The sequence below is a fragment of the Rhizobium sp. P2_G2 genome (assembly GCF_056403555.1).
Genome location: NZ_JBFUFF010000052.1, coordinates 1 through 23,236 on the forward strand (window position 1 = coordinate 1; position 23,236 = coordinate 23,236).

Here is a 23,236-nt window from a genome sequence, read left to right on the forward strand (position 1 = left end):
TCAGCGAGCCGCAGCGGGCAGGCTGATTAACGGATCATCGCTCATTTGTGCGATGGTCTCAAGGGTCATGTAACGGGATCGCTGAACAGCCCATTCGTCGTTCTGTTCGAGCAGCAGTGCACCGACGAGCCTGACGATGGCATCGTCGTTGGGGAAGATGCCGACGACGTCGGTGCGGCGCTTGATCTCGCCGTTGAGGCGTTCGATGGGATTGSTGCTGTGAAGCTTGGTCCAATGCTGTTTCGGGAAGGTCATGTAGGCGAGCACGTCTTCTTCGGCATTGTCCATGAGATTTGCGAGCTTTGGCACTTTCGGCCGGATCTGATCGGCGACGCTACGCCACTGAGTACTTGCGGCTTCCGGCGTGTCCTGGGCAAAGGCCGTGGCAATGAAGGCGGAAACGACCCGCCGGCCGCTCTTGCCGGCATGCGCCAGAACGTTGCGCATGAAGTGCACCCGGCAGCGCTGCCAGGTGGCCGAGAGGACCTTGGAGACAGCCGCTTTGATACCTTCATGGGCATCGGAGACGACGAGCTTGACGCCGCTGAGACCACGACGGGTCAGCTTGCGCAGGAACTCGGTCCAGATCGGCTCGGCTTCGGACGTGCCGACCTCTATGCCCAGCACCTCGCGCCGGCCGTCGGTGTTGACGCCGACCGCGATGATGACGGCGACGGAGACAATGCGCCCGCCGCGCCGGACTTTCAGATAAGTGGGTCATCGACCGAACGGGTTGACACACCCTGGATATAGGCTTCCTGGATCACTGCGGTCAGAGCCTTCTCAGCCATCCGGCGCGGCTCCAGGAAGCTTGGGAAATAGCTGCCGGTCCTGAGCTTCGGGATCCGCAGCTCAACCGTTCCAGCCCGCGTTTCCCAGTCGCGCTCGCGGTAGCCATTGCGCTGAGCGAGCCGCAACGCATTCTTCTCGCCATAAGCAGCACCCGTYTTGGCGCCAATCTCCAGTTCCATCAGCTTCTCGGCCGTAAAGCCGATCATCTCGCGCAATAAATCGGTATCAGCACTCTTCTCAACAAGCGAGCGAAGGGTCATCATGTCATCGGTCATCGGTGGTCTTTCCATCAGGTTTGAGCTTGAACAACCCGAGCCTACCGGAAAACACTGATGACCGCCCGCTACGCCGAGCTACACCTCCCCCAGGGACGCGACCCCTTGGCAGGGTCTGCAGCTCGATTCTCAAGGCGTGGCAGCGATTTGAACGCCAGTTTGAACGATCTGGGTTGGCACAGCACTTGTCTGCCGTTACTAAAAAAACATATTTGTCACGCCAATTTCCTGCAGATGACTCGACATTGTAAATAGGATCGAAGCTGAATGCGTACACGTTATGGTTTGCTTGGTGTGTTCCTGGCAATTGCACCGTCGGCATATGCTCTGGACGCGGGATCGCCGCCTGTCTTGGTGCCGCTACATGCGCAGGCGCAAGCCGCCGACCTGAGTGCACAATTTCTTGCGCGATACAGCTACAGGCCCGTTCCGCTGGACGATGCCCTATCGGCTAAAATCATGGACCGGTTCATCAAGTCCCTGGATCCGGACCGAATGATATTTCTGCAGGCCGACATCGATAGTTTCATGGCCAACAGCGCCAGGATTGACGATGCCATCAAGGCAGAAGACCTGCAGATCCCGTTTTCAATTTTCAACACCTATGACCGGCGCACTGTCGACCGAATGAATTATGCGCGAAACCTGTTGAAGCAGAACTTTGATTTCAATGTGAAGGAAGACTACTCCCTTCTGCGCGACAAAGGCCCCTGGCTGCAAACGCAAGCCGAAAGCGATGACCTCTGGCGCAAACGCGTCAAAGGTGACTGGCTGCGGTTGAAACTGGCCGGCAAGACTGACGCGGTCATTCGCGATATCCTCGACAAACGCTATCAAACCTCGCTCGAGCGCGCTTACCAGTCCAAAAGCGAGGACGTATTCGAGCTATTCATGGAGGCCTTCACGACGACCGTCGATCCGCACACGGACTATTTCGGCGCGCGAGCTTCGGCAGAATTCGATATTTCCATGAAGCTTTCCTTGGTCGGCATCGGAGCCGTGTTGCAAGAACGCAATGACTACACGACGGTCCGCGAGCTCGTTCCCGGTGGCCCGGCGCAGCTGTCCGGCAAGCTTTCGGTCGGAGACCGTATCGTCGGCGTCGGTCAAGGCAAGGATGGCGCGATCAAGGAAGTCGTGGGCATGCGGCTCGATGAAATCGTGCAGATGATACGGGGCGCGAAGCAGTCCATCGTACGCCTGGACATCCTGCCGGCGGATGTCGGGCCAGATGGCGGTCATCATTTGATAAGCCTGACGCGCGACAAAATCAGCCTGGAAAAGCAGGCCGCCAAGAAGGACATCCTGTCCGTGAAGGATGGAGATGCCACGCGCAAAATCGGTGTGATCACTCTGCCGGGTTTCTATGAGGATTTCGAAGCCATGCGAAATGGCGAAAAGAATTATAGAAGCGCAAGCCGCGACGTCGCCAAGCTTCTGGGTGAACTGAAGCAGGACAATGTCGACGGCGTTCTGATCGACTTGCGCAATAATGGCGGTGGTTCGCTGACCGAGGCGATTAATCTGACGGGCCTGTTCGTCGGCAAAGGCCCGGTGGTTCAGCAGCGCGATTCCGACGGCAAGATAAAAGTGGAAAGCGACAACCTTGCAAAGCCGGCCTGGACAGGTCCGGTCGCAGTCTTGATCAATCGCGGCTCTGCTTCGGCTTCCGAGATTTTTGCCGCAGCGATCCAGGACTATGGCCGGGGCTTGATCATCGGCGAACCCAGTTTTGGCAAGGGCACAGTGCAGACCGTGGTCGATCTCGACCAGGTGGTCCACAACAGCAAACCGGAATTCGGCGAGCTGAAATTGACGGTTGCGCAGTTCTTCCGTGTGAACGGTGGTACGACACAGTTGCGCGGCGTGACGCCCGATATCAGCTTGCCAGGATATTTCGACCCCAAGAGCTTTGGTGAGACGAGCTATGACAATGCGCTGCCGTGGACGCAGATCAAACCCGCAAACTACAAGCCAACCGGTGATATAGCGGCATTGCTGCCGCAACTGCAAAGCCGCCATGACGCGCGCGCGCAGAAAGATCCGGATTTCCAACAGATTGTCGAAGACATCGCCAAATTGAAGGCGCAACGCGAAAAAGGTGTCGTGTCCCTTAACGAGGCCGAACGTCGAAATGAGTTGACCGCCCAGGCAAATCGTCTCCAGGCGGGCAAGCAGACAAATGATGACGTGGACCTTGGCGACGACGACGGCATGCAATCAGATGAGCGCAGCCTCAAGGCTGATCTCGCCATCGAAAACGCCCGTCACAAAATAAAGGACGTCTTGCTGAACGAAGCCGCCGCGATTCTCGTCGATGATGCGGGTTTGCAAAAGCCCTAGGTCGCGTGGACTCTTGGGATTCCCAAGGCTGAGCAAATCAGATTCAAGACTGTCTTTTGGAGGCAGTCATGGGTGTTTTGGATCGTCTGATGCTTGGCGACGACCAGTGGGATCGGATGTCACAGCACATTATTGGAGACGAGCGCACGCGCGGTTCGTCGGGTCGCGACAACCGTATGTTCGTGGAGGCAGTGCTTTGGATCGTTCGCACTGGCTCGCCCTGGCGAGACCTGCCAGAGGTTTTCGGCGGGTGGAACAGCGTCTTCCGCCGCTTCAGCCGTTGGAGCCAGAAAGGTGTCTGGTGGCGCATGTTCGCGGCGATGGCGGACGATCCGGATTTTGAGTATCTGATCGTCGATTCCACCATCATCCGCGCCCACCAGCATGCCGCTGGTGCAAAAAAGGGGCTGAAGATCAAGCCCTTGGTCGCTCTCGCGGCGGTCTGAGCACGAAAATTCACATGGCAGTACGCGGGTTGGGCTGTCCGGTTCGCTTCATACTCACCGCAGGCCAGAAAGGCGATGCACCACAAGCCGATGCCCTGATCGACGGCCTTCCCGCCGAGATCGTCATGGCCGATACCGCTTATGACAGCGATCATCTCCGCAACATCATCGCTCAAAAGGGTGCCGTCGCGGTGATCCCCAACAATCCATCCCGTGCCAAAAAGTATGCATTGGACAAAGACCTCTATGCCCAGCGCTATTTGATCGAATGCTGCTTTTCAAAGCTCAAGCAGTTCCGAAGGGTCGCTACTCGCTTCGAGAAAACCGCCCGAAACTACAGAGCCATCGTCACAATCGCTGCCGTCATTCTATGGATCAGATAAGTGTCCACACGGCCTAGCCGAGGCCGTCGCATAAGAAGCGCAAAACTCGGCGGAAATGTCATGTCGACAGCAGGCCGTCACGCACGTTGCTGTTGAGAAATTGAATAAATCGGCCCTTGAACTGCATTGCATGTTCATGTGCGATTCGTTCCGCCGCTTCTGTGTCCCGGGCGCGTATTGCGTCTCACAGTGGTCAGCCCCAAGTTTCATAGCGTTCATTTCAGCGTCCAGATGGGCGACGTCATGGCGTGGCTGCGATCCCACCTTCCGGCGGACGCGATCCTGACGACCGGCGCCGGCAACTATTCGGCCTGGGCGCATCGCTTCTACCAGTATCGCACATTCCGCACCCAGCTCGGACCAACGAACGGCTCGATGGGCTATGGCGTGCCCGCGGCGATCGCCGCCAAGCTCACCGACCGCGACCGTACCGTCGTTGCCTTCGCCGGCGACGGCTGCTTCCTCATGAACGGGCAGGAAATCGCGACAGCGATGCAATACGACGCCCGCGTGATCTTCCTCGTCATCAACAACGGCATGTATGGCACGATCCGGATGCACCAGGAGCGGAACTATCCGGGCCGTGTGTCGGGCACGATGCTCACCAATCCCGATTTCGCATCGCTGGCCAGGTCCTATGGACTGCATGGCGAAACCGTGGAGGCAACCGATCAATTCGCCCCCGCCTTCGAACGCGCCCAGGCCTCGGGAAAGCCCGCTCTCATCGAGATCCGGATCGATCCCGAGGCTCTCACGCCGAAGATGAGCCTGTCGCAGATACGCGAATAGGCAAAAGCGCGGGGGAAATGAAATGTGCAGGCGCTGGGAGAAACGCCACCGCCGCCCGCGTTTGAGATGACGTTTTCTTCTTCGCGATGGGCAGGTGAGATGCACCGGCTGGCGATCTGGCTTTCCTGGCCGATGGCGAACGCTCAACCTCTTTGGAGCGCTCGCTGTCGATCCAGCGCGTGATTGCTTCGAGGCCGGCTTGCAGATTCATCTTGAGTCCTGCTGTCAACTCGYCATCGAGGCCGCATGCATCGGAAACGGATTGCCAATCGATGCGGCCCGTTCGCATGGGTGGGTGCTTGCGATAGATGACCAAGCTGGTGAGGTACGGCCTGATATTCTCCAACGCTCGCCTGGACACGATCGGTGCGATGCGCACATCGCAGAAGTCGGAAATCTTGCGCTGGAAATGAAGAGACGATGTTGTTTGGGTTTTCATGGCACTCTTGAGTTCGGATTCTCTGCCGGCATCAATGCCGGGCGTGGCCTGCTAAGGCCATCCGGTAAACGAAGCCTGAATCGACCACAGATTTTTCCTCGAAGAGGAGAGGGGAGAAGCGACAAAAATCGACGTCCCCGACGATCAGACGCCACTCGACGCGATGACCGCAGCTGCCACGGATGCGATCGTCACGTTCGAATTCTGCGCCTTGTCCCGCAGCCGCCGATAGGCCTCGTCTTCCGATATCTGGCGCGTCTCGCACAATATGGCGACCGCCTTTTCGACGATACGACGGGACTTGAGTGTCTCATCCAGGTTGCGGATACGCTGCTTCAGCCGATTTTCGTGGTTGGCGAGGCCGATCGCTGTCGTCAGGGCTGCCAATATGCCGAAGATACGAATGGGTTTCGAGATCACGCCATGCGCGTTGACGCGCTGCAATTCCCCCAGGATTTCCGGCGTTTCGAAGGCGATGATGGCAATGCGGGCGATCGCCTGTGCGCTCGACATCCACGACAGCGATCGGTCGCCCTGGTTGCGGTTGAGGAGAAACAGAACCACGTCAATATTGTCGGGCAGGCTATCCGGCGGAGGCCAACGACACTCGACCGTGCAGCCGACGCGCTTGAGATGCGCGAGCAGGATCTCGCGTTCGGAATCTTCAGGGTGAATGACGAGCATCCGCACGCGGCGCAATTGCCGCAGCAGGCTTCCATTATCCACTTGAAGACTGTCGTTCATACCGGAACACGCTGGCCAATCGATCGGTCATAGGCAACCAGATAGGGGTCGGCTCTCACCAGGTGCGGACCGCGCCAGACCACTTCGAACGCGCCGTCCTCGTTCGACAAGCCGACCAGCGGCCGCAGCAGAAAATGGTTCGTGTCCGCGTCCAACATCGCCTCGCCGCCCGGGCTTTTGAACACGATTTCGGGGAGGGCCGCAAGTACGGCCTGGCTGTCTGTCGTGCCTAATCGGGCCACGGCCTCGGCGTAGACATGCAATTGCGTGTAACAGACCTCCGAATATACGCCCGGGCAGCAGCGCTCGCCGAAGCGCCGGGCGAAGCTGTCCCGGAACGTCCTGTTGTCGGGCAGATCGAGTGTACCGAAATAGGGCAGGACCGACAGGTGTCCTTTCCGGGCGGCGGCCGACATCCTGGCGAGCTCGGATTCGGTGGTCGTGAGCGATGCGATGGGCGGCATCCCTCCGTCATCAAGCTGTGCATGACACTCGTAGAGCCGCACGCTCTCGTCCCCGACCGTCGTTGAAATGATGGCGTGGACGCCTTGGTCTTTGATCGATTGCAGGAATGGGGCGAACTCTCCCGGCAGCGTGCCGAACTCAAAATATTTCGGCCCCATGATCCTGCCGCCGCTGTCGGCGACGAATTCCATCACGATACGATTGATTTCCCGGGCGTAAAGCGTGTCGGAGCCGATGAGCGCGATGTGCTCGCCGCAGTTCGCGAAGACATATTCGAGCAAGGGCACGATGACCTGGTTCGGCACCGCGCCGCCATAGATCACATTGGGCGAATATTCRAAGCCTTCGTAGACGGACGGATAGAACAGGATGCCATTGAAGCGCTCGACGACCGGCAGGACGGCTTTGCGGCTGGTCGAGAGGCAACATCCGAAGATCGCATCGACGCGGTGCTTCAGCAGGAGTTCGGTTGCGAGTTGCGCATAGCGCTGATCGCTGCCGGCTGGATCGAGAATGATCGGCTCGATCATCCGTCCGCCGGCTCCCCCGGCTGAATTGATCTCCTCGCAGGCAAGAAGAATGCCTTGCAGATGCGCGTTTTCGCTGACCGCCATCGGGCCACTTTGTGAAAACAGGACGCCGACTTTGATTGTCTCCATTGTCTTGATCCCTAGGCCTTTCGTTCGAGTTTCTTGTCGATCCATTCGGCGACGGCGAGAAGGGCCTCGTCCTTGCCAGGCCTGCCCATCAACATCATGCCGACGGGCATCAGACCGCGCGCGCGCGGGATTGGAATCGAAATGCAGGGAAAGCCCGCGAGATTTCCGATCCAGCAGAACCATGTCATGCTGTCCTGCGTCGTGACCCGACGGCCGGAGAATTCCTGCCAGTCCTCTCCTTCCCGCGGAGCCACCACGGGCAGCGTCGGCAGGACAAGCGCATCCCAATCCCCGAGAGTTTTCGTCAGCGTTTCCACGAGATGACGGCGGATGCGCTGTGCCTTGACCAGGTCGAGACCGGTCAACATGCTGCCCGCTGCCAAATGTGCCCGCGTGACCGTCGAATAGGCGCCTAGGTCAGCCTCATTCCTCTGCATGTGATAGGCCGAGGCTTCGCAATGCAGAATGGCTTCCCATGCCGCGAAATAACTGTCTATGTGGTCGAGCGCGCGCTCTTGCACCGAGGCATCTGACGCACCCAATGCCGACCGTAACGTGGCGTCTACCTCGTCGGATCGCTCAAATCCGGAGCCGACAAGATGGATCAAACGTGGTCTCTCCGCGGGAGGCACCTCTCCGAAGGGAGCCGCGCCGCGCGTTGCCGGATCATGGGCATCCTGACCGAAAAAATACGGCAGGATCAGGGATATGTCGGCGAGCATCGCCGTCATCGGCCCGGGCGCATCCAGGGACCAGCTCAGCGGCAGGATCCCATGGCGCGACGCCCGGCCATAGCTCGGCTTGAACCCATAGATCCCACAGGCCGCCGAGGGAATGCGGACGGAACCGCCGGTATCGCTTCCGAGTGCGGCGGCAACGATGCCCGCAGCCACTGCAGCGCCCGAACCGCCGCTGCTGCCACCGGTGATCCGGCCCTTGTCGTTGGGATTGCGGGTCGGGCCGAAGCGCGACGTGCTGTTGGTCGCACCATAGGCCCATTCGTGCATATTGGTCTTGCCCAAGACCACAGCGCCGGCGCGCCGGAGATTGGCAACCACGGTCGCATCCTGTCGCGTCGGCTCGGATGGCAGGGCATTCGAGCAAGCGGTGGTTGGATAGTCGATGGTCAGATAATTGTCCTTCACCGCGATCGGAATACCATCGATCGGGGAGAGCGGCCGTCCCAGCCGCCGCCGCTCGTCCGCCGCCTTGGCCTGTCGCATGACAATTGGCTCGTCTATGGCGACGAAGGCGTTCAGATCCGAAAACGCCTTGGCACGGCCAAGCGCAGCTTCGGCCAGGGAGGATGCAGTCCGGCTGCCGTCAGCCAAGGCTGCGATCTGGCAAGACATGGATTGAGGCGCAGTGATCATGAGCGATCCTCGGCCACGAAGCCATGTGCCGGCTCGGGCAATTGCAATGTGAATTTCCTCAGCCCGCCGCGGATACGCTTGAGCGTCGCCTCGATCATTTTCAGTTGCTCGTCGGTCAGTTCGTTTTGACGGTTCATGTCAGACTCCCAACAATTCCTGCTGCAGTTGGCGATTGGTGCGGAAGCTCTCGCGATCCGTCTCGAGGCGGATCGCACCCTTTTCCATCACGTAGAGGCGTTCCACGATCGAAAGACAGAAATCGAGATCCTGTTCGGCAACCAGGATGGCGATCTTGCGCTGCTTGTTGACGCGCTTGAGGATCCCGGCAATGTCATCGATGATCGATGGCTGGACACCCTCGGTGGGTTCGTCCAGAAGCAGAATCCGGGGTTGGATCGCGAGCGCTCGGGCAAGCGCAAGGATCTGCTGTTGCCCACCGGAAAGGCCGCCGGCGAGATCGTCTGCCTTCCTCTTGAGGATCGGGAAATCCTCCATCGCCTCCGCAACCGCCCGCTTGCCGTTGTGGCCATTGGCCTCCGCGGCGACGGCTATATTTTCAATGACGGTCATGCGTGGGAAGACGTAGCGGCCCTGCGGGACGTAGCCGATGCCCAGCCGCGCCCGCCTGGCAGGCGAGAGCGGCGCTGCTGCCCCATCGATCTCGACCCGGCCTTGCATGGCGGGCAGGAGCCCGGTGGCAAGCCGCATCAGGGTCGATTTGCCGACGCCGTTGCGGCCGAGCAAGCCGACGACCTCGCCRGCGCCCACCGTTAACGACACATCGCGGACAATGATCGTCTTGCCGTAGCCGCTGGTTGCATTGACGATGCTAAACATGCTGACGCCTCCCGAGATAGATATCGAGGACGCGCTCGTTTGCCCTCAGCGTGTCGATGTCGCCTTCGGCAAAGACCTCACCTTGGTGAAGCACCGTGACATGGCCGTCCAGAGTTCGGACGAAGTCCATGTCATGCTCGACCACGATCACGGTCATGTGCCTGGCAAGCGTGCGGACGAGCACAGAGAGTTCTCGCGTCTCCTCATTGGTCATGCCCGCCGCCGGCTCGTCCAGAAAGACGACGCGGGGCGCCAGGCATAGAACCATGCCGATGTCGAGCCATTGCTGCTGGCCGTGCGACAGCGCCGAGGCCTGGACAGCGGCCTGTTCCGGAAGCCCGAGCATCTCCATGATTTTGCCGCTGACTTGGTCGGCGGCTTTCGAATCGCGCGTCGTCGCATAGGCGGCGATCCAAAGATTCTCATGTACCGTCAGCGCGCCGAAGACTTGCGGCTTCTGGTTCTTCACGCCCATGCCGTCCCGCACACGGGCGAAGATCGCCTTTCTGGTTACGTCGCCGCCGCCCATCTCGATCCGGCCGGCATCGGGGCCATAGATGCCCACGCAGGTCTTGAGATAAGAGCTCTTGCCCGCACCGTTCGGTCCGATCAGCGAATAGGGCCGGCCGGGCTCAAAGCTTCTTGTGACGCGATTGACGGGAACGATGCCGCCGAAGCGCTTGAGCACATCGGTGGTCGTGAGCCGCTTGGCAGGACCTGCGCGGCGGGCGGCATCTTCGAGAATGCCATCCAGCACCTTTTCGTCGATAATGACGGGTCTGCAATTCCGTGCCGCGTCGTTGGGATCTGGAAGCCTGCGGCGCCAGAGATTGCCGATCGTGCCGACCAGACCGTTTTGCAGGAAGAGCACCAGGACGATCAGCACAGCGCCGAGGATAAGCGTGGTCTGGCCACTCACCGCGCCACCGCCGAGCCAGTAGGACAGGCCACCGATCGCAAGCGCGCCGACAAAGGCGCCGGCGATCGTGCCGAGGCCGCCGACGAGCACATAGATCGGCACGAGGAGCGCTTCCTGAACGGAAAAGATCGAGGGACTGAGATAGTTCGACCAGGCGCCGAACAGTGCTCCGGCGAGGCCGGCAACCGCGCCGGCATAAGCGAAGTTCGCAAGCTGGTATTTACGGATATCGTAGCCGAGGAGCTCGGTCTTCTGCGCGTCGATGCGGATGCAATCGATCACCTTGCCGAAGGTCCCCTTCATCAGCCAGCGGCTCAGGAAATAGACGAGGGCCGAGACCACGATCACAAGAACGAGCCCCTGTGCCGGTCCGAGCGCGTCGGCGGCGGGCTGGAAGGCGAGCACATAGCCGGGAATGTTTGAAAGCCCGTTGTCGCCGCCGATTTCCGCTGCCCCGGTCTTGAACGTCAGGGATTGCGTGAGCGACCAGTGAAGCAAGGTCAGCGTGTAGGACAGGATGGTGCTCTGCAGCGGCCCCATTTTCGCGAAGAAAATGATACCGCCCAGGACCGCCGAGGCCAAGGCCCCGAAGATTGTGCCGGCGAGCATGGCCCATATCACCGACCCACCCGTGACTGGAAGGAGATTGATGGCGACGACGCTGCCAAAATAGCCGCCGAGACCATAAAAGGCCGTTTGCCCGAGGCTGAGCAGGCCGCCGCGGCCCCATACGATATCGAGGCTGAGGCCGAGCAATCCGAAGATTACCCAGGACGTCGCGATATAGGCCAGATAGGGATTGATCACTGCCGCCGACCCGAGCCCCATGATGATCGCGGCAAGCGGGAAGATGATGCCGGCATGTTTGAAGAAGGATTGAGAAAGGTTCATCTGTCCGCTCCTCACATCTTGCGCCGCCAGTTGGCGGAGATACCGAGAGGAAACAGCCAGAGTATCAGGGCTGTAACGAGGAAGAAGAACACGTCGCCGGCGACCGAGGTCAGGAAGCTTGCGGTGATCGCCGTACCGCCCCCGAGCCCGATGGCTGCAATGACGCTTCCCGTGAGCGTCACAGGTCCAGCCACGACCACGGTCAGGAAGGCCTTGATGACGAAGGCGAAGCCCATGGACGGTGTGGCGGGCACGATGGGCAGGAGCACGGCGCCGGCAAAGCCGGCGAGGCCGCAGCCGATCGCAAAGGTGATCGTGTTGACGCGTTTCGCCTCGATGCCGATCGCCAGCGCCATGTCGGGCTGCTGAATCGATGCGCGAGCTTTCCGGCCATAGGCCGTCCTGGTCATGAGGAGGTAGACAAAGAGGGTCATGGCAGCCGCCACGACGATCATCAGCAGCGGGTACACCGCAAGGCTATAGTCGCCGATGCGAAGACTCAAGGGCGGCATGCCGATGCCCGGCGTCACAGTACCGAAAATCAGGATGGCGAGCTGATAGAACACCATGCTCAGGCCCCAGGTCGCGAGCATGGTATCGAAAATCCGTCCGTAGAGACGGCTGATGATCAGCACTTCGACCAGCGCACCGATCGCCATGGTCACGACGACGGCAATGGGGATGGACAGGAGATAGGGCACGCCCATCTGCGTCACAGACAGGGCCGCGTAGGCGCCGATCATCAGGAATTCGCCATGTGCGAGGTTGATCACGCCCATGAGCCCGAAAACGACGGCAAGCCCGATCGTGGCAATCAGCAGGATCGATGCGCTGGAAAGCGACGAAAGAAGCACAGTCGCCAGATAGTCAACTTGCATAAGAACCTCCGGAACGGCGCGCCCGGGCAGGGCGCGCGCTTAAGTCATTCGGCTTCGGGCGAAAAATGCTTGGCGAGGGTGGGATTCGCGACGAGATCGCATTTGTCGTTCTCGTAGAGCGGAGGCGTATCCTCGAAGGTCTCGACGATCTTGAAACTGTGTTTGTCGTCGCCTTCGGCGATGTAGATGTTCTGTCGCAGGTGATGCGATCCGGGCTCCAGCGTGACCTTTCCATTCGGTGCGTCGAAGGTCAAACCGCTTTCAAGCGCGGCAATGACGCCAGCAGATTTCGAAGTGCCGGCCTTCTGCACGGCCTCGGCCCAGAGATGGACTGCGTTCCAGACATCCACGGCTTCGGACACGATCGGCGTATCGGAGCCGTATTTGGCGGTCCAGAGCTTGACGAATTGCGCATTGACGGGGTTGTCGACCACCATGAAATAACCCTGGCTCGCGATCAGCCCCTTGCCAGCTTCGGGCGAGACGACGACCTGCTGATTGCCTGAACCGTAATTCGTCGATACGACGCCGATGCTGTCTTTCAGGCCGGCCGCCGCGAACTGCTCGAGGAAGCCCGTCTGATTGGCGCCGACCGGCAGCGCGACGACGAAATTAGGCTTGGCGGCCTGGATTTTCTGGATGGTCGGAGCGTAGTCGGTGACCGTCAGTGCGAGAAAATCCTCGCCGACGACTTCGGCGCCCATCGACGCCGCATATTCCTGCACCCAGTGGGCGGAAATGGTGCCGAAATTATAGTCCGGCGCCATGATATAGATCTTCTTGCCATATTTCTTGACGGCCCAGTCGATCAGCACGGAAAGTTGCTGCGATGCGGACGGACCGGTGACGAAAGTCTGCTTGTCGCAGGCGCCGCCTTCATAGAGCGAGGCGTAGAAATAGGGAATGTTGGCTCTGCGCACGATCGGCCGAATGGCTTCGCGCGACGAGCTTGTCAGGCCCGCAAACAGCGCGTCGACCTTGTCGCTCATCAGGGCGGTGTTGGCATACTGGATGTATTTGCTCTGCTCCGACTGGGCGTCATAGGACGCCACTGAGATCGGCGCGCCGAGCAGGCCGCCCTTGGCGTTTATGTCTTCGACGRCGAGCTTCAGCGCGTTCATCTGCTGAATACCGTAGATGTTGAGGCCGCCGGTGAGGTCGAAAATGGCGCCGATCTTGGTTTCGGCGAATGCTGTGCCCGCGAAAAACGCCGACAATCCCGCAACGGACAGTGAGAGCAGTTGTTTTTTCATAGTGTTCCCCTTCGCTTGAGCGAATAGGCAGAACACCAACAGACATAAAAAAAGCGCCGTCATCCGAACAGGTGTTCCGACTACGTCGCCTAGGTTTTCTTGCGCCACATCGCGCGGATGTGATCATGTTCAATTGCTGACCAATGTCAAGAGCAAACTTATCGTGGACATCAGCTCGATCGCGAAGGTGCTGATGTCCTTGGACTCAGTCGTGGCACAGCAAAGGGTCGTGAGTTCGGTTCCTTTCAGGGCGATCAAGCAGGATCATCGAGGCTACGGCGCGGATTCTTTTATGCGCGAGACTCCTGTCCGTCACGAAGGTCGCTTGCGGCCGATCATTTCATCCGTATTCGCAAGCAGGTTGCGGACAGCTTTACGCGCCTCGTCCGGCTGACGCAGTCTGATCTTTTCTTCGATGGCCTCGTGCAGGCCCTGTGCATGCCTCAGGCTATTGGCTTCCCGCGTCACAAATACGAACAAGGTGTTCAATGCGGACTCGATGAGCGTTCCGAGCGGGATCAGCAACTCGTTGCCGCTCGCTTTGAGGATAGCCAGGTGAAAGCGCGTATCGGCCCGCGTCCGCTCCGAGAGTGTCGGTGCAATGCCCATGTCGCGTGCGGCTTCGCTGATTTCCTGCATCTGCTCGGCCGAGCGACGTTCGGCTGCAAGTGCTGCGGCTTCCGGCTCGATGATGTAGCGAAATTCCTGCACCTCGCGCAGGAAAGAGGCCGAGTCGGGCGAGGCCGCGTACCAGCTCAGGACGTCGCGGTCGAGGAGATTCCAGCTCTCGCGGGCCGTGACCCACGTGCCTAGCTTGGGCCGTGAGCTCAGCAGCCCCTTGGCCATCAGCATCTTGATTGCTTCTCGAACCGCTGTCCGGCTCACCCCGAAATAGTCAGCCCATTGCGTTTCGTTCGGCAGATAGGTTGCCGGAGGAAAATCGCCGCGCACGATCCGCGAACCGATCTCATTGGCAACCGACGTGTGGACGCTGGAACTGATCAGGAATTTTCCGGATAGAGACCTGCTTGATATGACCGATTCACCGCTAGGCATTTCGCCCCGCCTTCCCGGAGGCGCTGTGGGCTTCACATTACGCATTCTATTTCCAGACGAAAGGTTAGGAGTCAGATTCACGATTGGCGCGAATTCGATCGAAGGCAACTGCCATCACAATGAAGCTCCCGACAAATGCTCCCTGCCAAAATGTACTTATTCCCAAAAGAGTCAAGCTGTTACGGATGATCTCGATGAGCGCGGCGCCGACGACGGAGCCGAATACCGTTCCCGCGCCACCCATCAGATTTGCGCCGCCGATGACAGCCGCCGCAATCACGCTGAGTTCCATCGATTGACCGAGATTTGTGGTGACGCCGCCAAGCCAGCCGGCCTCCAGAACACCGGCAATCCCGGCAAACAGGGCCGAAAACATATAGACGCTGATCTTCGTCCGCCGGACCGCGATGCCGGTCAGGACCGCCGCCTTCTCGTTGCTGCCGATGGCAAAGATATGCGCGCCCCAGCGCGTCCATTTGAGCGCCAGCCCGGTCAGCACCGCGAGAATGACCAACGCTAAAACCGGATTGGCGATCCCGAAGGTGGAACCACCGCCGAGCCAGAAGAATTCGTCTTGGTCCGGACCGAACTGATAGATCATCTTGTTTTGCGACAAGACCATGGCGGCGCTGCGGGCGACCGACAGCATGCCGAGCGTGACGACAAAGGGTGGAATGCGGACATAGGCGATCAGCATGCCGTTGACGGCGCCGACGAAGAGTGCGGCGGCGAGAGCGGCGATGATCGACAGCCACAGGGAATAGCCCGCATTCAACGAGAGTGCCAGGATCATTGCCGACAGGCAGAGCACCGAGCCGACAGAAAGGTCGATGCCGGCCGAAATGATCACCACCGTCATGCCAAGCGCGATAATGCCGACAAAGGCGAAGTTACGGGTCACATTGAAAAGGTTGTGCGAGGTCGCGAACGTGTCGGTCAGCAGGCTCAGCATGATGCAGGCCAGAAGAGCGGCGACAAAGACCCAGAATTCCGGTTTGGAGAGCAAGAGCGAAAGCGGAGTATGCGTCTGCCTGTCTATGGCCTTTTCGATTTCGATTGCCATTAGCGCGCTCCCTCAGGCCTGCTCTATCGCACCGGTGATCAGGCCGGTGATTTCCTCGGGCGATGTCTCACCCGTGCGCTTGTCCGCGACTTTGTTGCCGCGCCGCAGGACGACGATCCGGTCGGCGACCGAAAAGACGTCCGGCATGCGGTGGCTGATCAGGACAACGGCCACGCCTTGCCGCTTCAATTCGGAAATAAGGTTCAGGACTTCCGTCACCTGCCGCACCGATATTGCCGCTGTCGGTTCGTCCATCAACACGATATCGGCGGATGAAAGCCGTGTCCGGGCAATCGCCACCGCCTGGCGCTGGCCGCCGGACATGTCCTTGACCAGGTCTTTCGGGCGTGTTTCGGATTTGAGTTCCTTGAATAGCCGAGCGGCCACAGCGTTCATGCCACGGTAGTCCATGATCCTGAATGGGCCGAAGCGGCGGGTCATTTCCCGGCCGAGAAAGACATTCACGGCAGCCGTCAGGTTGTCGCAGAGCGCGAGGTCCTGGTAGACGATCTCGACGCCGTTCTCGCGCGCCTCGACCGGGCGGTGGAACTGCACCTCCCGATCCCTAATGTAGATGCGGCCGTGCGAGGGGCGGAAGTTGCCGGCGACGACCTTCACGAGTGTGGACTTGCCGGCGCCATTGTCGCCCATGAGGCCCACGACTTCGCCCTTTTCGATCGACATGGAAAAATTGCTGAGCGCCTGGATGGCGCCAAAATGCTTGGAAATCCCCTCCAATCTCAGTACCGGCATCAATTCCTCCCCTTCGCATGCAAGTTTGGACGCAAATATCCCGGCTCGTCAATAGCTGGACAAGACATATAAAATGATTTATCAGACAAATAATATTATATGATTAGACAGCTTATTGAGCTGTTTGGGGGAGGACGAATGCGCGTGCTGGTAACCGGCGCGACCGGCAAGGTCGGGCAGGCGTTGATTTCGGCTGTCCTGTCGGACCCAGCGCATGCCGAAACCGAGATCCGGGCTCTCTGCCACAATCGCAGCTTGCCGGCGGCAAGCCGGCTGTCGGTGATCCACGGCTCGATCGCCGATCGCGAGATATGCCGGCAGGCTGTTCAGGGCGTGACTCATGTCGTGCATCTGGCGACCTGCAAGGAAATTCCGGAAACGGTCATGGACGTCACGGTCAAAGGTCTGTTCTGGCTGCTTGAAGAGTTTCGGTCGAGTGCCTCGGCCCGCCGTTTCGTGCTGATCGGCGGGGACGCGGCCCTCGGTCACTTCTTTCACCGGCATCCGGCGCCGATCACCGAAGATGCGCCCTATATGGCCTATCCCGGCTGCTATGCACTCTCCAAGGTTCTCGAAGAGGTGATGGTCCAGCAGTTCGGCATCCAATACGGCGTCGACTGGTGCTGCCTGAGGGCGCCCTGGATCATGGAGAAGGACGATTTCAAGGCAAGCCTGTCCTTTGGTCCCGACAGGTTCGGCGGCCCGGATTGGTCATCGATGGTGTCTCCGGAGCAGGCCGAGACCTGTCGGGCGAACGGTACGGTGCCGTTGCTCCGGGATGCGTCCGGAGCGCCGATCAACCGCAATTTCGTCCATGTCGACGATCTCGTCGCTGCCGTCCTGAAGGCGCTCGAAGCGCGCGAGGCCCGCCAGCGGCTCTATAATATCGCGATGGACGAGCCGGTGAATTATGCTGTGGTCGCGGATTATCTTGCCCGCAGCCGCGGCCTGCCCTCGATCGATATCGGCAGCAACTATGTCAGCAACTGGTTGGACAATACGCGGGCCAAGGCCGAGCTCGGCTGGCGACCCGTCTACGACACCGCGCGGCTGATCGAAGCTTCCTGGACTTACCAGCGCCCGCCCGGCGACGCCAGGCGCGTCTGGTATCCAGGTTGAGGCCCGGACCTTTCCGGGGGAAGTGCATCAACGTCACTCGAATTTTGGGAGGAATTCATGAGGAAGTTACTGACTGCCACGCTTGCAATTGCCGCGCTCACATTGCTTTCGTCCACGGCGCTCGGTGCCGACAAGACTTTGGCGATCGTCGTCAAGGGTCTGGACAACCCGTTCTTCGAACAGATCAATCTCGGCTGCCAGAAATGGAATAAGGAGAACGCGAGTTCCGGCTATAAATGCCTCTATACCGGTCCTGCATCGAGCGCCGATGAAGCCGGCGAAGTCCAGATCGTCGAAGATCTGCTCAACAAGCCTGACATAGCGGCGATCGCCATTTCGCCGTCGAACGCGCCGCTGATGGCCAACCTTCTCAAGAAGGTCAATCCCAAGATCCCCGTCATGACCATCGACGCGGATCTCGCGGCCGGCGATGCCGGGCTGCGCAAGACCTATCTCGGCACGGACAACTATCTGATGGGCGTCAAGTTCGCCGAACATCTCAAGAAGCTGAAGCCGGAAGGCGGCACCGTCTGCCTGCAGCTCGGCAATGTCGCTGCCGCCAATATCAACGCCCGAGCCGCCGGCACGCGCGATACGCTCTCCGGTACGAAGGGCGTCGAGCGCCTGAAAGGCGAGGGTGGATGGACCGAGATCGACGGATGCCCCGTCTTCACCAATGACCAGATCGATCTCGCCAACCAGCAGATGGCCGACACATTCACGGCGCATCCTGATCTCACCGCCTTCATGCTGATCGGCGGCTGGGCGCAGTTCGCGCCGCAGGCCTATGCGCAGGTGACCGATCAGGTGATGGACAAGCTGAAGTCCAAGCAGCTCGTCATCGTCGCCGGCGACACGCTGCCACCGCAAATGGACGCGCTCAAGGCTGGCCGAAGCGACGTACAGGTGGGACAGCGGCCGTTTGAAATGGGCTACCGCGCGCCGAGCGTGATGCTCGACCTGATCAACGGCAAGGCCGTCGAGCCGATCATCTATACCGGCCTGGACGAATGCACGCAGGACAATGCCGGCAACTGCATCGGCGGCTGACAGGCAGGCCGGCTCTGCCAACACAGAGCCGGCTCCATCTCTTCAGGCATTCAGCAATGCTGGCCCACCCGCGAAGTGGGGGCACGGCGGCGCTTTGACCATGTTCAACGACAATCAAGTGGATGGAGGAACAGATGAAGATGAAACTGACACTTCCGGCGTTGTTGCTCACCGCAGCATTTGCGGTCACCGGCGCGCATGCCGAAGACAAGAAGCAACTGGTTTTTGTCGTCAACGGCGCATCCGATTTCTGGAAGCTTGCCGAGGCGGGCGTGCGCAAGGCGCAGAAGGAACTGCCGAATTACGAACTGGAGTTCAAATATCCTGAGCAGGCTGCCGCTGCCGTCCAGCAACGCCTGATGAACGACCTGGTCGCAGCCGGCGTCTCGGCGATCATGGTCAGCGCCGTCGATCCGAAATCGTCGACCGAGGCACTCAACGAGATCGGCAAGCAGGTGCCGCTGTTCACCACCGACTCCGATGCGCCCGCCACCAACCGCATCGCCTATATCGGCTCGTCCAATACCGATGCCGGCAAGCAGGCGGGGCAAATCGCCCTCAAGGCACTCCCGAACGGCGGCAAATGCATGGGCTTCGTCGGGCTGCCGGGCGCCGACAATGCCCGCGAGCGTATCGAGGGCATGAAGTCGGTCATCGCCGGTTCGAAGGTCGAGTTGATCGACGTTCGCGGCGACGATATCGACCAGACGAGAGCCAAACGCAATGTCGAGGACACGCTTGCCGCCAATCCCGACATCAACTGCATGGTCGGCTTCTATTCCTATAATCCGCCGCGCATCTACGAAGTGCTCAAGGAAGCAGGCAAGCTCGGCCAGATCACCGTGATCGCCTTCGACGAGGACCCGATCACCCTGGGTGGCGTTCGCGAGGGGACGATCGCCGGCACGGTCGTGCAGCAACCGTTCGAATGGGGATATCAGGGCATGAAATTGATGGCCAAATATCTCGAAGGCGACAAGTCAGTGGTCCCGGACAGCAAGCTGCTGATCGTGCCCACACAGATCATCGACAAGGCCAATGTCGACGCATTCGAGGCCGAACTGAAGTCGCGCGTCAACGGCGGCTGAGACCTCGGAGGATACAGGCCGGCAACACCTCCCGTCGGCCTGTATCTCGTGTATGTTGCAGCTATGGTTGGGGGTGGGTTCATATCGACGGATGACGCAGCCTTTCATCGACATCATTGAAATTGGAAAAGACTATCCAGGCGTGGTTGCGCTCGATCGGGTCAGCCTGTCGGTGGCAGCAGGCGAAGTTCTCGGCCTTGTCGGCGAAAATGGCGCCGGCAAGTCGACGCTGATGAAGATATTGGGCGGGGTGGTCGCACCGACCCGCGGCCATCTGGTGGTCGCGGGCGACCGGCTGGAGCGGCTGACTGTCGCCCGGTCGATGGCCGCCGGCATCGCTTTCGTGCATCAGGAACTCAACCTGTTCGACAATCTGACCGTCGCGGCCAATATCTTCATCGGCAGGGAGCCACGCCGGCGCGGTTGGCGCTGGCTGGTCGACGAGGAGAATATGACGGCGATGGCACGCCCGCTGCTCAGCCAGCTGGGTGCGGATTTCGCGCCGCAGACGGCATTGGCCGAGCTTTCGCTGGCGGAAATGCAGCTGGTCGAAATCGCCAAGGCCTTATCGCTCAAGGCCAGGCTGATCATCATGGATGAGCCCACGTCGAGCCTCACGGCAGCTGAGACCGAGAGGCTCTTGGCGACCATCCGACGACTGAAAGCCRATGGCGTGAGCGTCATCTTCATTTCGCATCGATTGATCGAGGTTCAGAACGTCGCCGACCGCGTGGTCGTGCTGCGGGACGGCAAGCGGGTCTCGGAGTTGACCGGCGGAGACATCAAGCCACGAGAGATGATCCGGCATATGATCGGCCGCGACCTCAAGACGCTTTACCTTCCACCCAAGAATGCACCGCGAGATCCCATTCTGGAGGCACGGGCGCTCAGAACCGGACATTGGCCGGCTGAAGAGGTAGACCTGTCCGTCCGCAAAGGCGAGATTGTTGGCCTGGCCGGCCTGGTTGGCGCCGGCCGGACCGAGTTTGCCCGCACTCTGTTCGGGCTTGACCGTCCGCTGGCGGGGCAAATCCTTGTCGACGGTGCGCCTGTGTCCATATCATCGCCCGGCGACGCCATTCACCACGGCATTTATCTCGTGCCTGAAGACAGGAAGCACTCCGGTCTCGTGCTCGAATTTCCGGTCACGGAGAATGTCACGCTGGCGAATGCATCTGGTTTCAGCCGCTTTGGCCTGATGCAAAGGCGTGCCGAGCGGTTGCAGGCCGAGCGGCAGCGGCAGGCGCTCGATATCCGCTGCCCCGACGTCAAGGTCGAGGTTCGTTCGCTCTCGGGCGGCAATCAGCAGAAGGTGGTGCTGGCCAAATGGCTGTCGATGGCGCCAAAAGTCCTCATCTTCGACGAGCCGACACGCGGCATCGATGTGGGGGCCAAGAGCGAGATCTACCGGCTGATGCRCGATCTCTCGGATGCCGGCGTCGGTATCCTGATGATCTCCAGCGACATGGAAGAGGTGATCGGCATCAGCGACCGGGTCGTGGTCATGCATGAGGGCCGCATCGCCGGCGAGCTTGGCCGGCAGGAGGTTGGCGAAGCGGCGATCATGGCGCTGGCCGTCGGACGAGCCGGTGCCGAGGAAGCAGAACGGACGGCGAGGGAAGGAGAACTGGTGCAATGATCAACCGGAAAGATCTCTGGCTGCTGATCCTGATCATCGTCGTCGGCGCGGTCGTGGCGATCATCAATCCGCGCTTCCTCTCGCCGATCAACCTCGCCAATACCGCCAATCTGATCGGCCTGTTCGGCATCTTCGCCGTGGCGCAGGCCTTCGTGATCATCGCCGGCGGCATCGAACTGTCGGTGGGCTCGATCATAGCCTTGCTCGGCGTGATCTTCATCGATCTCGTGGCGCTCGGTACGGTGAACTGGAGCATAGCGGTGGTCCTGGTCATCGGTCTCGGCTGTCTGATCGGGCTGGTCCACGGCTTCCTGGTCGCCAGGATGCACCTGCAGCCATTCGTCGTCACGCTCTGCGGATTGCTGATCTATCGCGGCGTGGCGCGCTACTATACCGACGATTCCACTGCGGGTTTTCCATTCGGCGCCAGCTTCCCCACGCTCGAATGGCTGACCACCGGCCGTGTGCTGGGCGTCCCGAACAGCCTGATCGCCTTTGCCATCGTCACGCTGGTGATGGGCGTCGTGCTGCATCGTTCGGTGCTCGGGCGATATCTCTTCGCCGTCGGCAAGAATGAGGAAGCTGCCCGCTATAGCGGCATCGCAACCTCCAGCGTCGTTATCGTCTCCTATGTGATCTGCTGCGGGCTGACCGCCGTCGCGGCGATCTTCATTGCCATGTACACACGCTCGATTTCGCCCTCATCACACGGAAATTTCTACGAACTCTACGCCATTGCCGCCGCAGTGCTCGGCGGTTGCTCGCTACGCGGCGGCGAAGGGTCGATCATTGGTGTCGTTCTCGGCACGGTGTTGCTTCAGATCCTGCAAAACCTGGTCAATCTACTGGGGATACCGAGCTCGCTCAACTTCGCGGTGATGGGCTCGGTTATCCTGATCGGCGTACTGGCCGACCAGCAGATATCGAGAGGGAGGCGGAGCGGTGCGAAGAGCAGGGCTAGATCTCCGGCGGCCTGATCGGTCTCACCGCCACCAGAACAATCTGCGATCGAACTGTCGCGCGGCGGTGATACTTACAACGACGCCTTACATATTCAACGAGGCCGAGGATTTCACATCGCTGGCCGTCCGCACCGCTGACAAGGAAATTGGGAGGAAAGCATATGAAGGAATTTTTCGTCTACCCGAAGGATGTCGACGCGTTCGGCTTCGATTGGGGCCGGCTGGCGCTCACTGTCGGACCGGAGGTGAACGGCGCCAAGACCTTTTCCGGCGGCGTCGTGGACCTACCGAGCGGCCGAGGCCACACGCGCCATAACCATCCGGGCTCCGAGGAGATCATCTTCGTGATTTCCGGCACCGGTGAGCAGATGGTGGAAGACGAGAAGGGCCATCCGGTTGTCCAGCAGGTTGGGCCCGGCTGTACAATTTTCGTTCCGGAGAGCCGTTTCCACTCGACCTTGAACAGCGGGCCAGGCCCGATGCAGCTCTTCGTGGTTTATTCGCCCGCCGGGCCGGAGCGCATGTTGCGAGATCTGCCGGACTTCCGCATCATTCCGGCCGGCAGCTGACCGGCCAGGCTCGACCGGCTGATGGACGAGGCGGGCATCGATGACGGTCATCCGCTAGAGGCTGGCATGGTGATTTCAGTTAAGACCACAATGCCGCATGCCAAGCGAGGCTTCATCAGGCGGGAAGACACGCTGGCGATCACGGCCACCAGCTATGAAATGTCTGATGGCCGTGCGGAATAGAGCTGGTCGGGTGATTTGCGTCCGGCCTAGGCGTGATTTGAGCGTGTCGCTGATGAATTCAATATACATGGCTCTCTGGTTGCTGGTCGCAGGCTGGTGTAAAGGCCGGTAGAAGCGTACTCAAAAGTCAAGTTGATTTCAGTTCCATAACAAACCTTATGCGACATCATCATGTAGAGGCTATTTAGTAATGCGACAGTCTCGCCTCTCGACGGTCTGGCTGCCGCCCGATATGGCTTCGAGGCGGGCCGGGAACGAGCCTGTCGCC

At 60.0% G+C, this 23,236-nt stretch carries 20 protein-coding genes and 3 pseudogenes; 10 read left to right on the top strand and 13 right to left on the bottom strand.

The features are described 5' to 3' along the window. A pseudogene (locus AC1D06_RS27065) lies at positions 1 to 1,067 on the bottom strand (IS256 family transposase). Positions 1,068 to 1,334: 267 nt separating this feature from the next. On the opposite strand from AC1D06_RS27065, the gene AC1D06_RS27070 reads away from it, so the two are divergent. From AC1D06_RS27070 to AC1D06_RS27080, 3 genes and pseudogenes are all read left to right on the top strand, one after another. Beyond that, complete coding sequence (locus tag AC1D06_RS27070; RefSeq protein ID WP_477988878.1) at positions 1,335 to 3,410, top strand: carboxy terminal-processing peptidase; 2,076 nt, start codon at positions 1,335 to 1,337, stop codon at positions 3,408 to 3,410. A 68-nt stretch (positions 3,411 to 3,478) separates the two neighbouring features. Then, a protein-coding gene (locus AC1D06_RS27075) for an IS5 family transposase (RefSeq protein WP_477988879.1) occupies positions 3,479 to 4,239 on the top strand; the annotation gives its coding sequence in 2 pieces (ribosomal slippage) (positions 3,479 to 3,806 and positions 3,806 to 4,239; 762 coding nt in all). Between the two features lie 225 nt (positions 4,240 to 4,464). Beyond that, positions 4,465 to 5,028 (top strand): annotated as a pseudogene (locus AC1D06_RS27080) (thiamine pyrophosphate-dependent enzyme); the annotation flags it as partial. Here AC1D06_RS27080 and AC1D06_RS27085 read toward each other — a convergent pair. From AC1D06_RS27085 to AC1D06_RS27140, 12 genes are all read right to left on the bottom strand, one after another. Then, positions 4,991 to 5,467, bottom strand: a complete 477-nt coding sequence (locus tag AC1D06_RS27085) for a hypothetical protein (RefSeq protein WP_477988881.1) — start codon at positions 5,465 to 5,467, stop codon at positions 4,991 to 4,993. The pseudogene AC1D06_RS27080 and the gene AC1D06_RS27085 overlap by 38 nt on opposite strands. A gap of 144 nt (positions 5,468 to 5,611) precedes the next feature. Further along, positions 5,612 to 6,193, bottom strand: a complete 582-nt coding sequence (locus AC1D06_RS27090; RefSeq protein WP_477880683.1) for an ANTAR domain-containing response regulator — start codon at positions 6,191 to 6,193, stop codon at positions 5,612 to 5,614. A gap of 14 nt (positions 6,194 to 6,207) precedes the next feature. Next, the gene (locus AC1D06_RS27095; RefSeq protein ID WP_477880739.1) at positions 6,208 to 7,380 is read right to left on the bottom strand and encodes a transporter substrate-binding domain-containing protein; all 1,173 of its coding nucleotides are present in this window, start codon (positions 7,378 to 7,380) and stop codon (positions 6,208 to 6,210) included. Continuing rightward, positions 7,347 to 8,708, bottom strand: a complete 1,362-nt coding sequence (locus AC1D06_RS27100) for an amidase (protein ID WP_477988882.1) — start codon at positions 8,706 to 8,708, stop codon at positions 7,347 to 7,349. Before AC1D06_RS27100 ends, AC1D06_RS27095 begins: the two co-directional genes overlap by 34 nt. Next, a complete protein-coding gene (locus AC1D06_RS27105; protein ID WP_477880687.1) occupies positions 8,705 to 8,845 on the bottom strand; it encodes a hypothetical protein in 141 nt (46 codons plus the stop codon). The genes AC1D06_RS27100 and AC1D06_RS27105 overlap by 4 nt, the downstream gene beginning before the upstream one ends. Position 8,846: 1 nt before the next feature. Next, a complete protein-coding gene (locus AC1D06_RS27110; protein ID WP_477880689.1) occupies positions 8,847 to 9,545 on the bottom strand; it encodes an ABC transporter ATP-binding protein in 699 nt (232 codons plus the stop codon). Beyond that, a complete protein-coding gene (locus AC1D06_RS27115; protein ID WP_477988884.1) occupies positions 9,538 to 11,355 on the bottom strand; it encodes an ABC transporter permease subunit in 1,818 nt (605 codons plus the stop codon). The genes AC1D06_RS27110 and AC1D06_RS27115 overlap by 8 nt, the downstream gene beginning before the upstream one ends. A gap of 11 nt (positions 11,356 to 11,366) precedes the next feature. Beyond that, positions 11,367 to 12,233, bottom strand: coding sequence for a branched-chain amino acid ABC transporter permease (locus AC1D06_RS27120; RefSeq protein ID WP_477988886.1), 867 nt, complete (start codon positions 12,231 to 12,233; stop codon positions 11,367 to 11,369). Positions 12,234 to 12,277: 44 nt separating this feature from the next. After that, positions 12,278 to 13,486 (bottom strand): urea ABC transporter substrate-binding protein, encoded by a 1,209-nt coding sequence (locus tag AC1D06_RS27125; protein WP_477988888.1) that lies wholly within the window; start codon positions 13,484 to 13,486, stop codon positions 12,278 to 12,280. A 312-nt stretch (positions 13,487 to 13,798) separates the two neighbouring features. After that, positions 13,799 to 14,587, bottom strand: coding sequence for a FadR/GntR family transcriptional regulator (locus tag AC1D06_RS27130; RefSeq protein WP_477988890.1), 789 nt, complete (start codon positions 14,585 to 14,587; stop codon positions 13,799 to 13,801). Positions 14,588 to 14,606: 19 nt separating this feature from the next. Beyond that, positions 14,607 to 15,605, bottom strand: coding sequence for an ABC transporter permease (locus AC1D06_RS27135; protein ID WP_477880699.1), 999 nt, complete (start codon positions 15,603 to 15,605; stop codon positions 14,607 to 14,609). 12 nt (positions 15,606 to 15,617) lie between these two features. Then, positions 15,618 to 16,358 carry an ATP-binding cassette domain-containing protein gene (locus tag AC1D06_RS27140; protein WP_477988892.1) on the bottom strand — a complete coding sequence of 247 codons (741 nt, stop codon included), beginning with the start codon at positions 16,356 to 16,358 and terminating at the stop codon, positions 15,618 to 15,620. A gap of 138 nt (positions 16,359 to 16,496) precedes the next feature. On the opposite strand from AC1D06_RS27140, the gene AC1D06_RS27145 reads away from it, so the two are divergent. From AC1D06_RS27145 to AC1D06_RS27175, 7 genes and pseudogenes are all read left to right on the top strand, one after another. Further along, entirely contained in the window at positions 16,497 to 17,477 is a 981-nt protein-coding gene (locus tag AC1D06_RS27145; protein WP_477880703.1) for an NAD-dependent epimerase/dehydratase family protein, read from the top strand. A 57-nt stretch (positions 17,478 to 17,534) separates the two neighbouring features. Further along, positions 17,535 to 18,527, top strand: coding sequence for a substrate-binding domain-containing protein (locus AC1D06_RS27150; protein ID WP_477988894.1), 993 nt, complete (start codon positions 17,535 to 17,537; stop codon positions 18,525 to 18,527). Positions 18,528 to 18,667: 140 nt separating this feature from the next. Continuing rightward, positions 18,668 to 19,615, top strand: a complete 948-nt coding sequence (locus AC1D06_RS27155; RefSeq protein WP_477988918.1) for a sugar-binding protein — start codon at positions 18,668 to 18,670, stop codon at positions 19,613 to 19,615. A gap of 91 nt (positions 19,616 to 19,706) precedes the next feature. Continuing rightward, the gene (locus AC1D06_RS27160) at positions 19,707 to 21,254 is read left to right on the top strand and encodes a sugar ABC transporter ATP-binding protein (RefSeq protein WP_477988895.1); all 1,548 of its coding nucleotides are present in this window, start codon (positions 19,707 to 19,709) and stop codon (positions 21,252 to 21,254) included. Further along, positions 21,254 to 22,231: an ABC transporter permease gene (locus tag AC1D06_RS27165; protein ID WP_477988920.1), complete on the top strand. Its 978-nt coding sequence runs from the start codon at positions 21,254 to 21,256 to the stop codon at positions 22,229 to 22,231. The genes AC1D06_RS27160 and AC1D06_RS27165 overlap by 1 nt, the downstream gene beginning before the upstream one ends. A 146-nt stretch (positions 22,232 to 22,377) precedes the next feature. Further along, complete coding sequence (locus AC1D06_RS27170) at positions 22,378 to 22,785, top strand: cupin domain-containing protein (RefSeq protein WP_477988897.1); 408 nt, start codon at positions 22,378 to 22,380, stop codon at positions 22,783 to 22,785. Between the two features lie 33 nt (positions 22,786 to 22,818). Next, a pseudogene (locus tag AC1D06_RS27175) lies at positions 22,819 to 22,968 on the top strand (M24 family metallopeptidase); the annotation flags it as partial. Positions 22,969 to 23,236 lie beyond the last annotated feature (268 nt).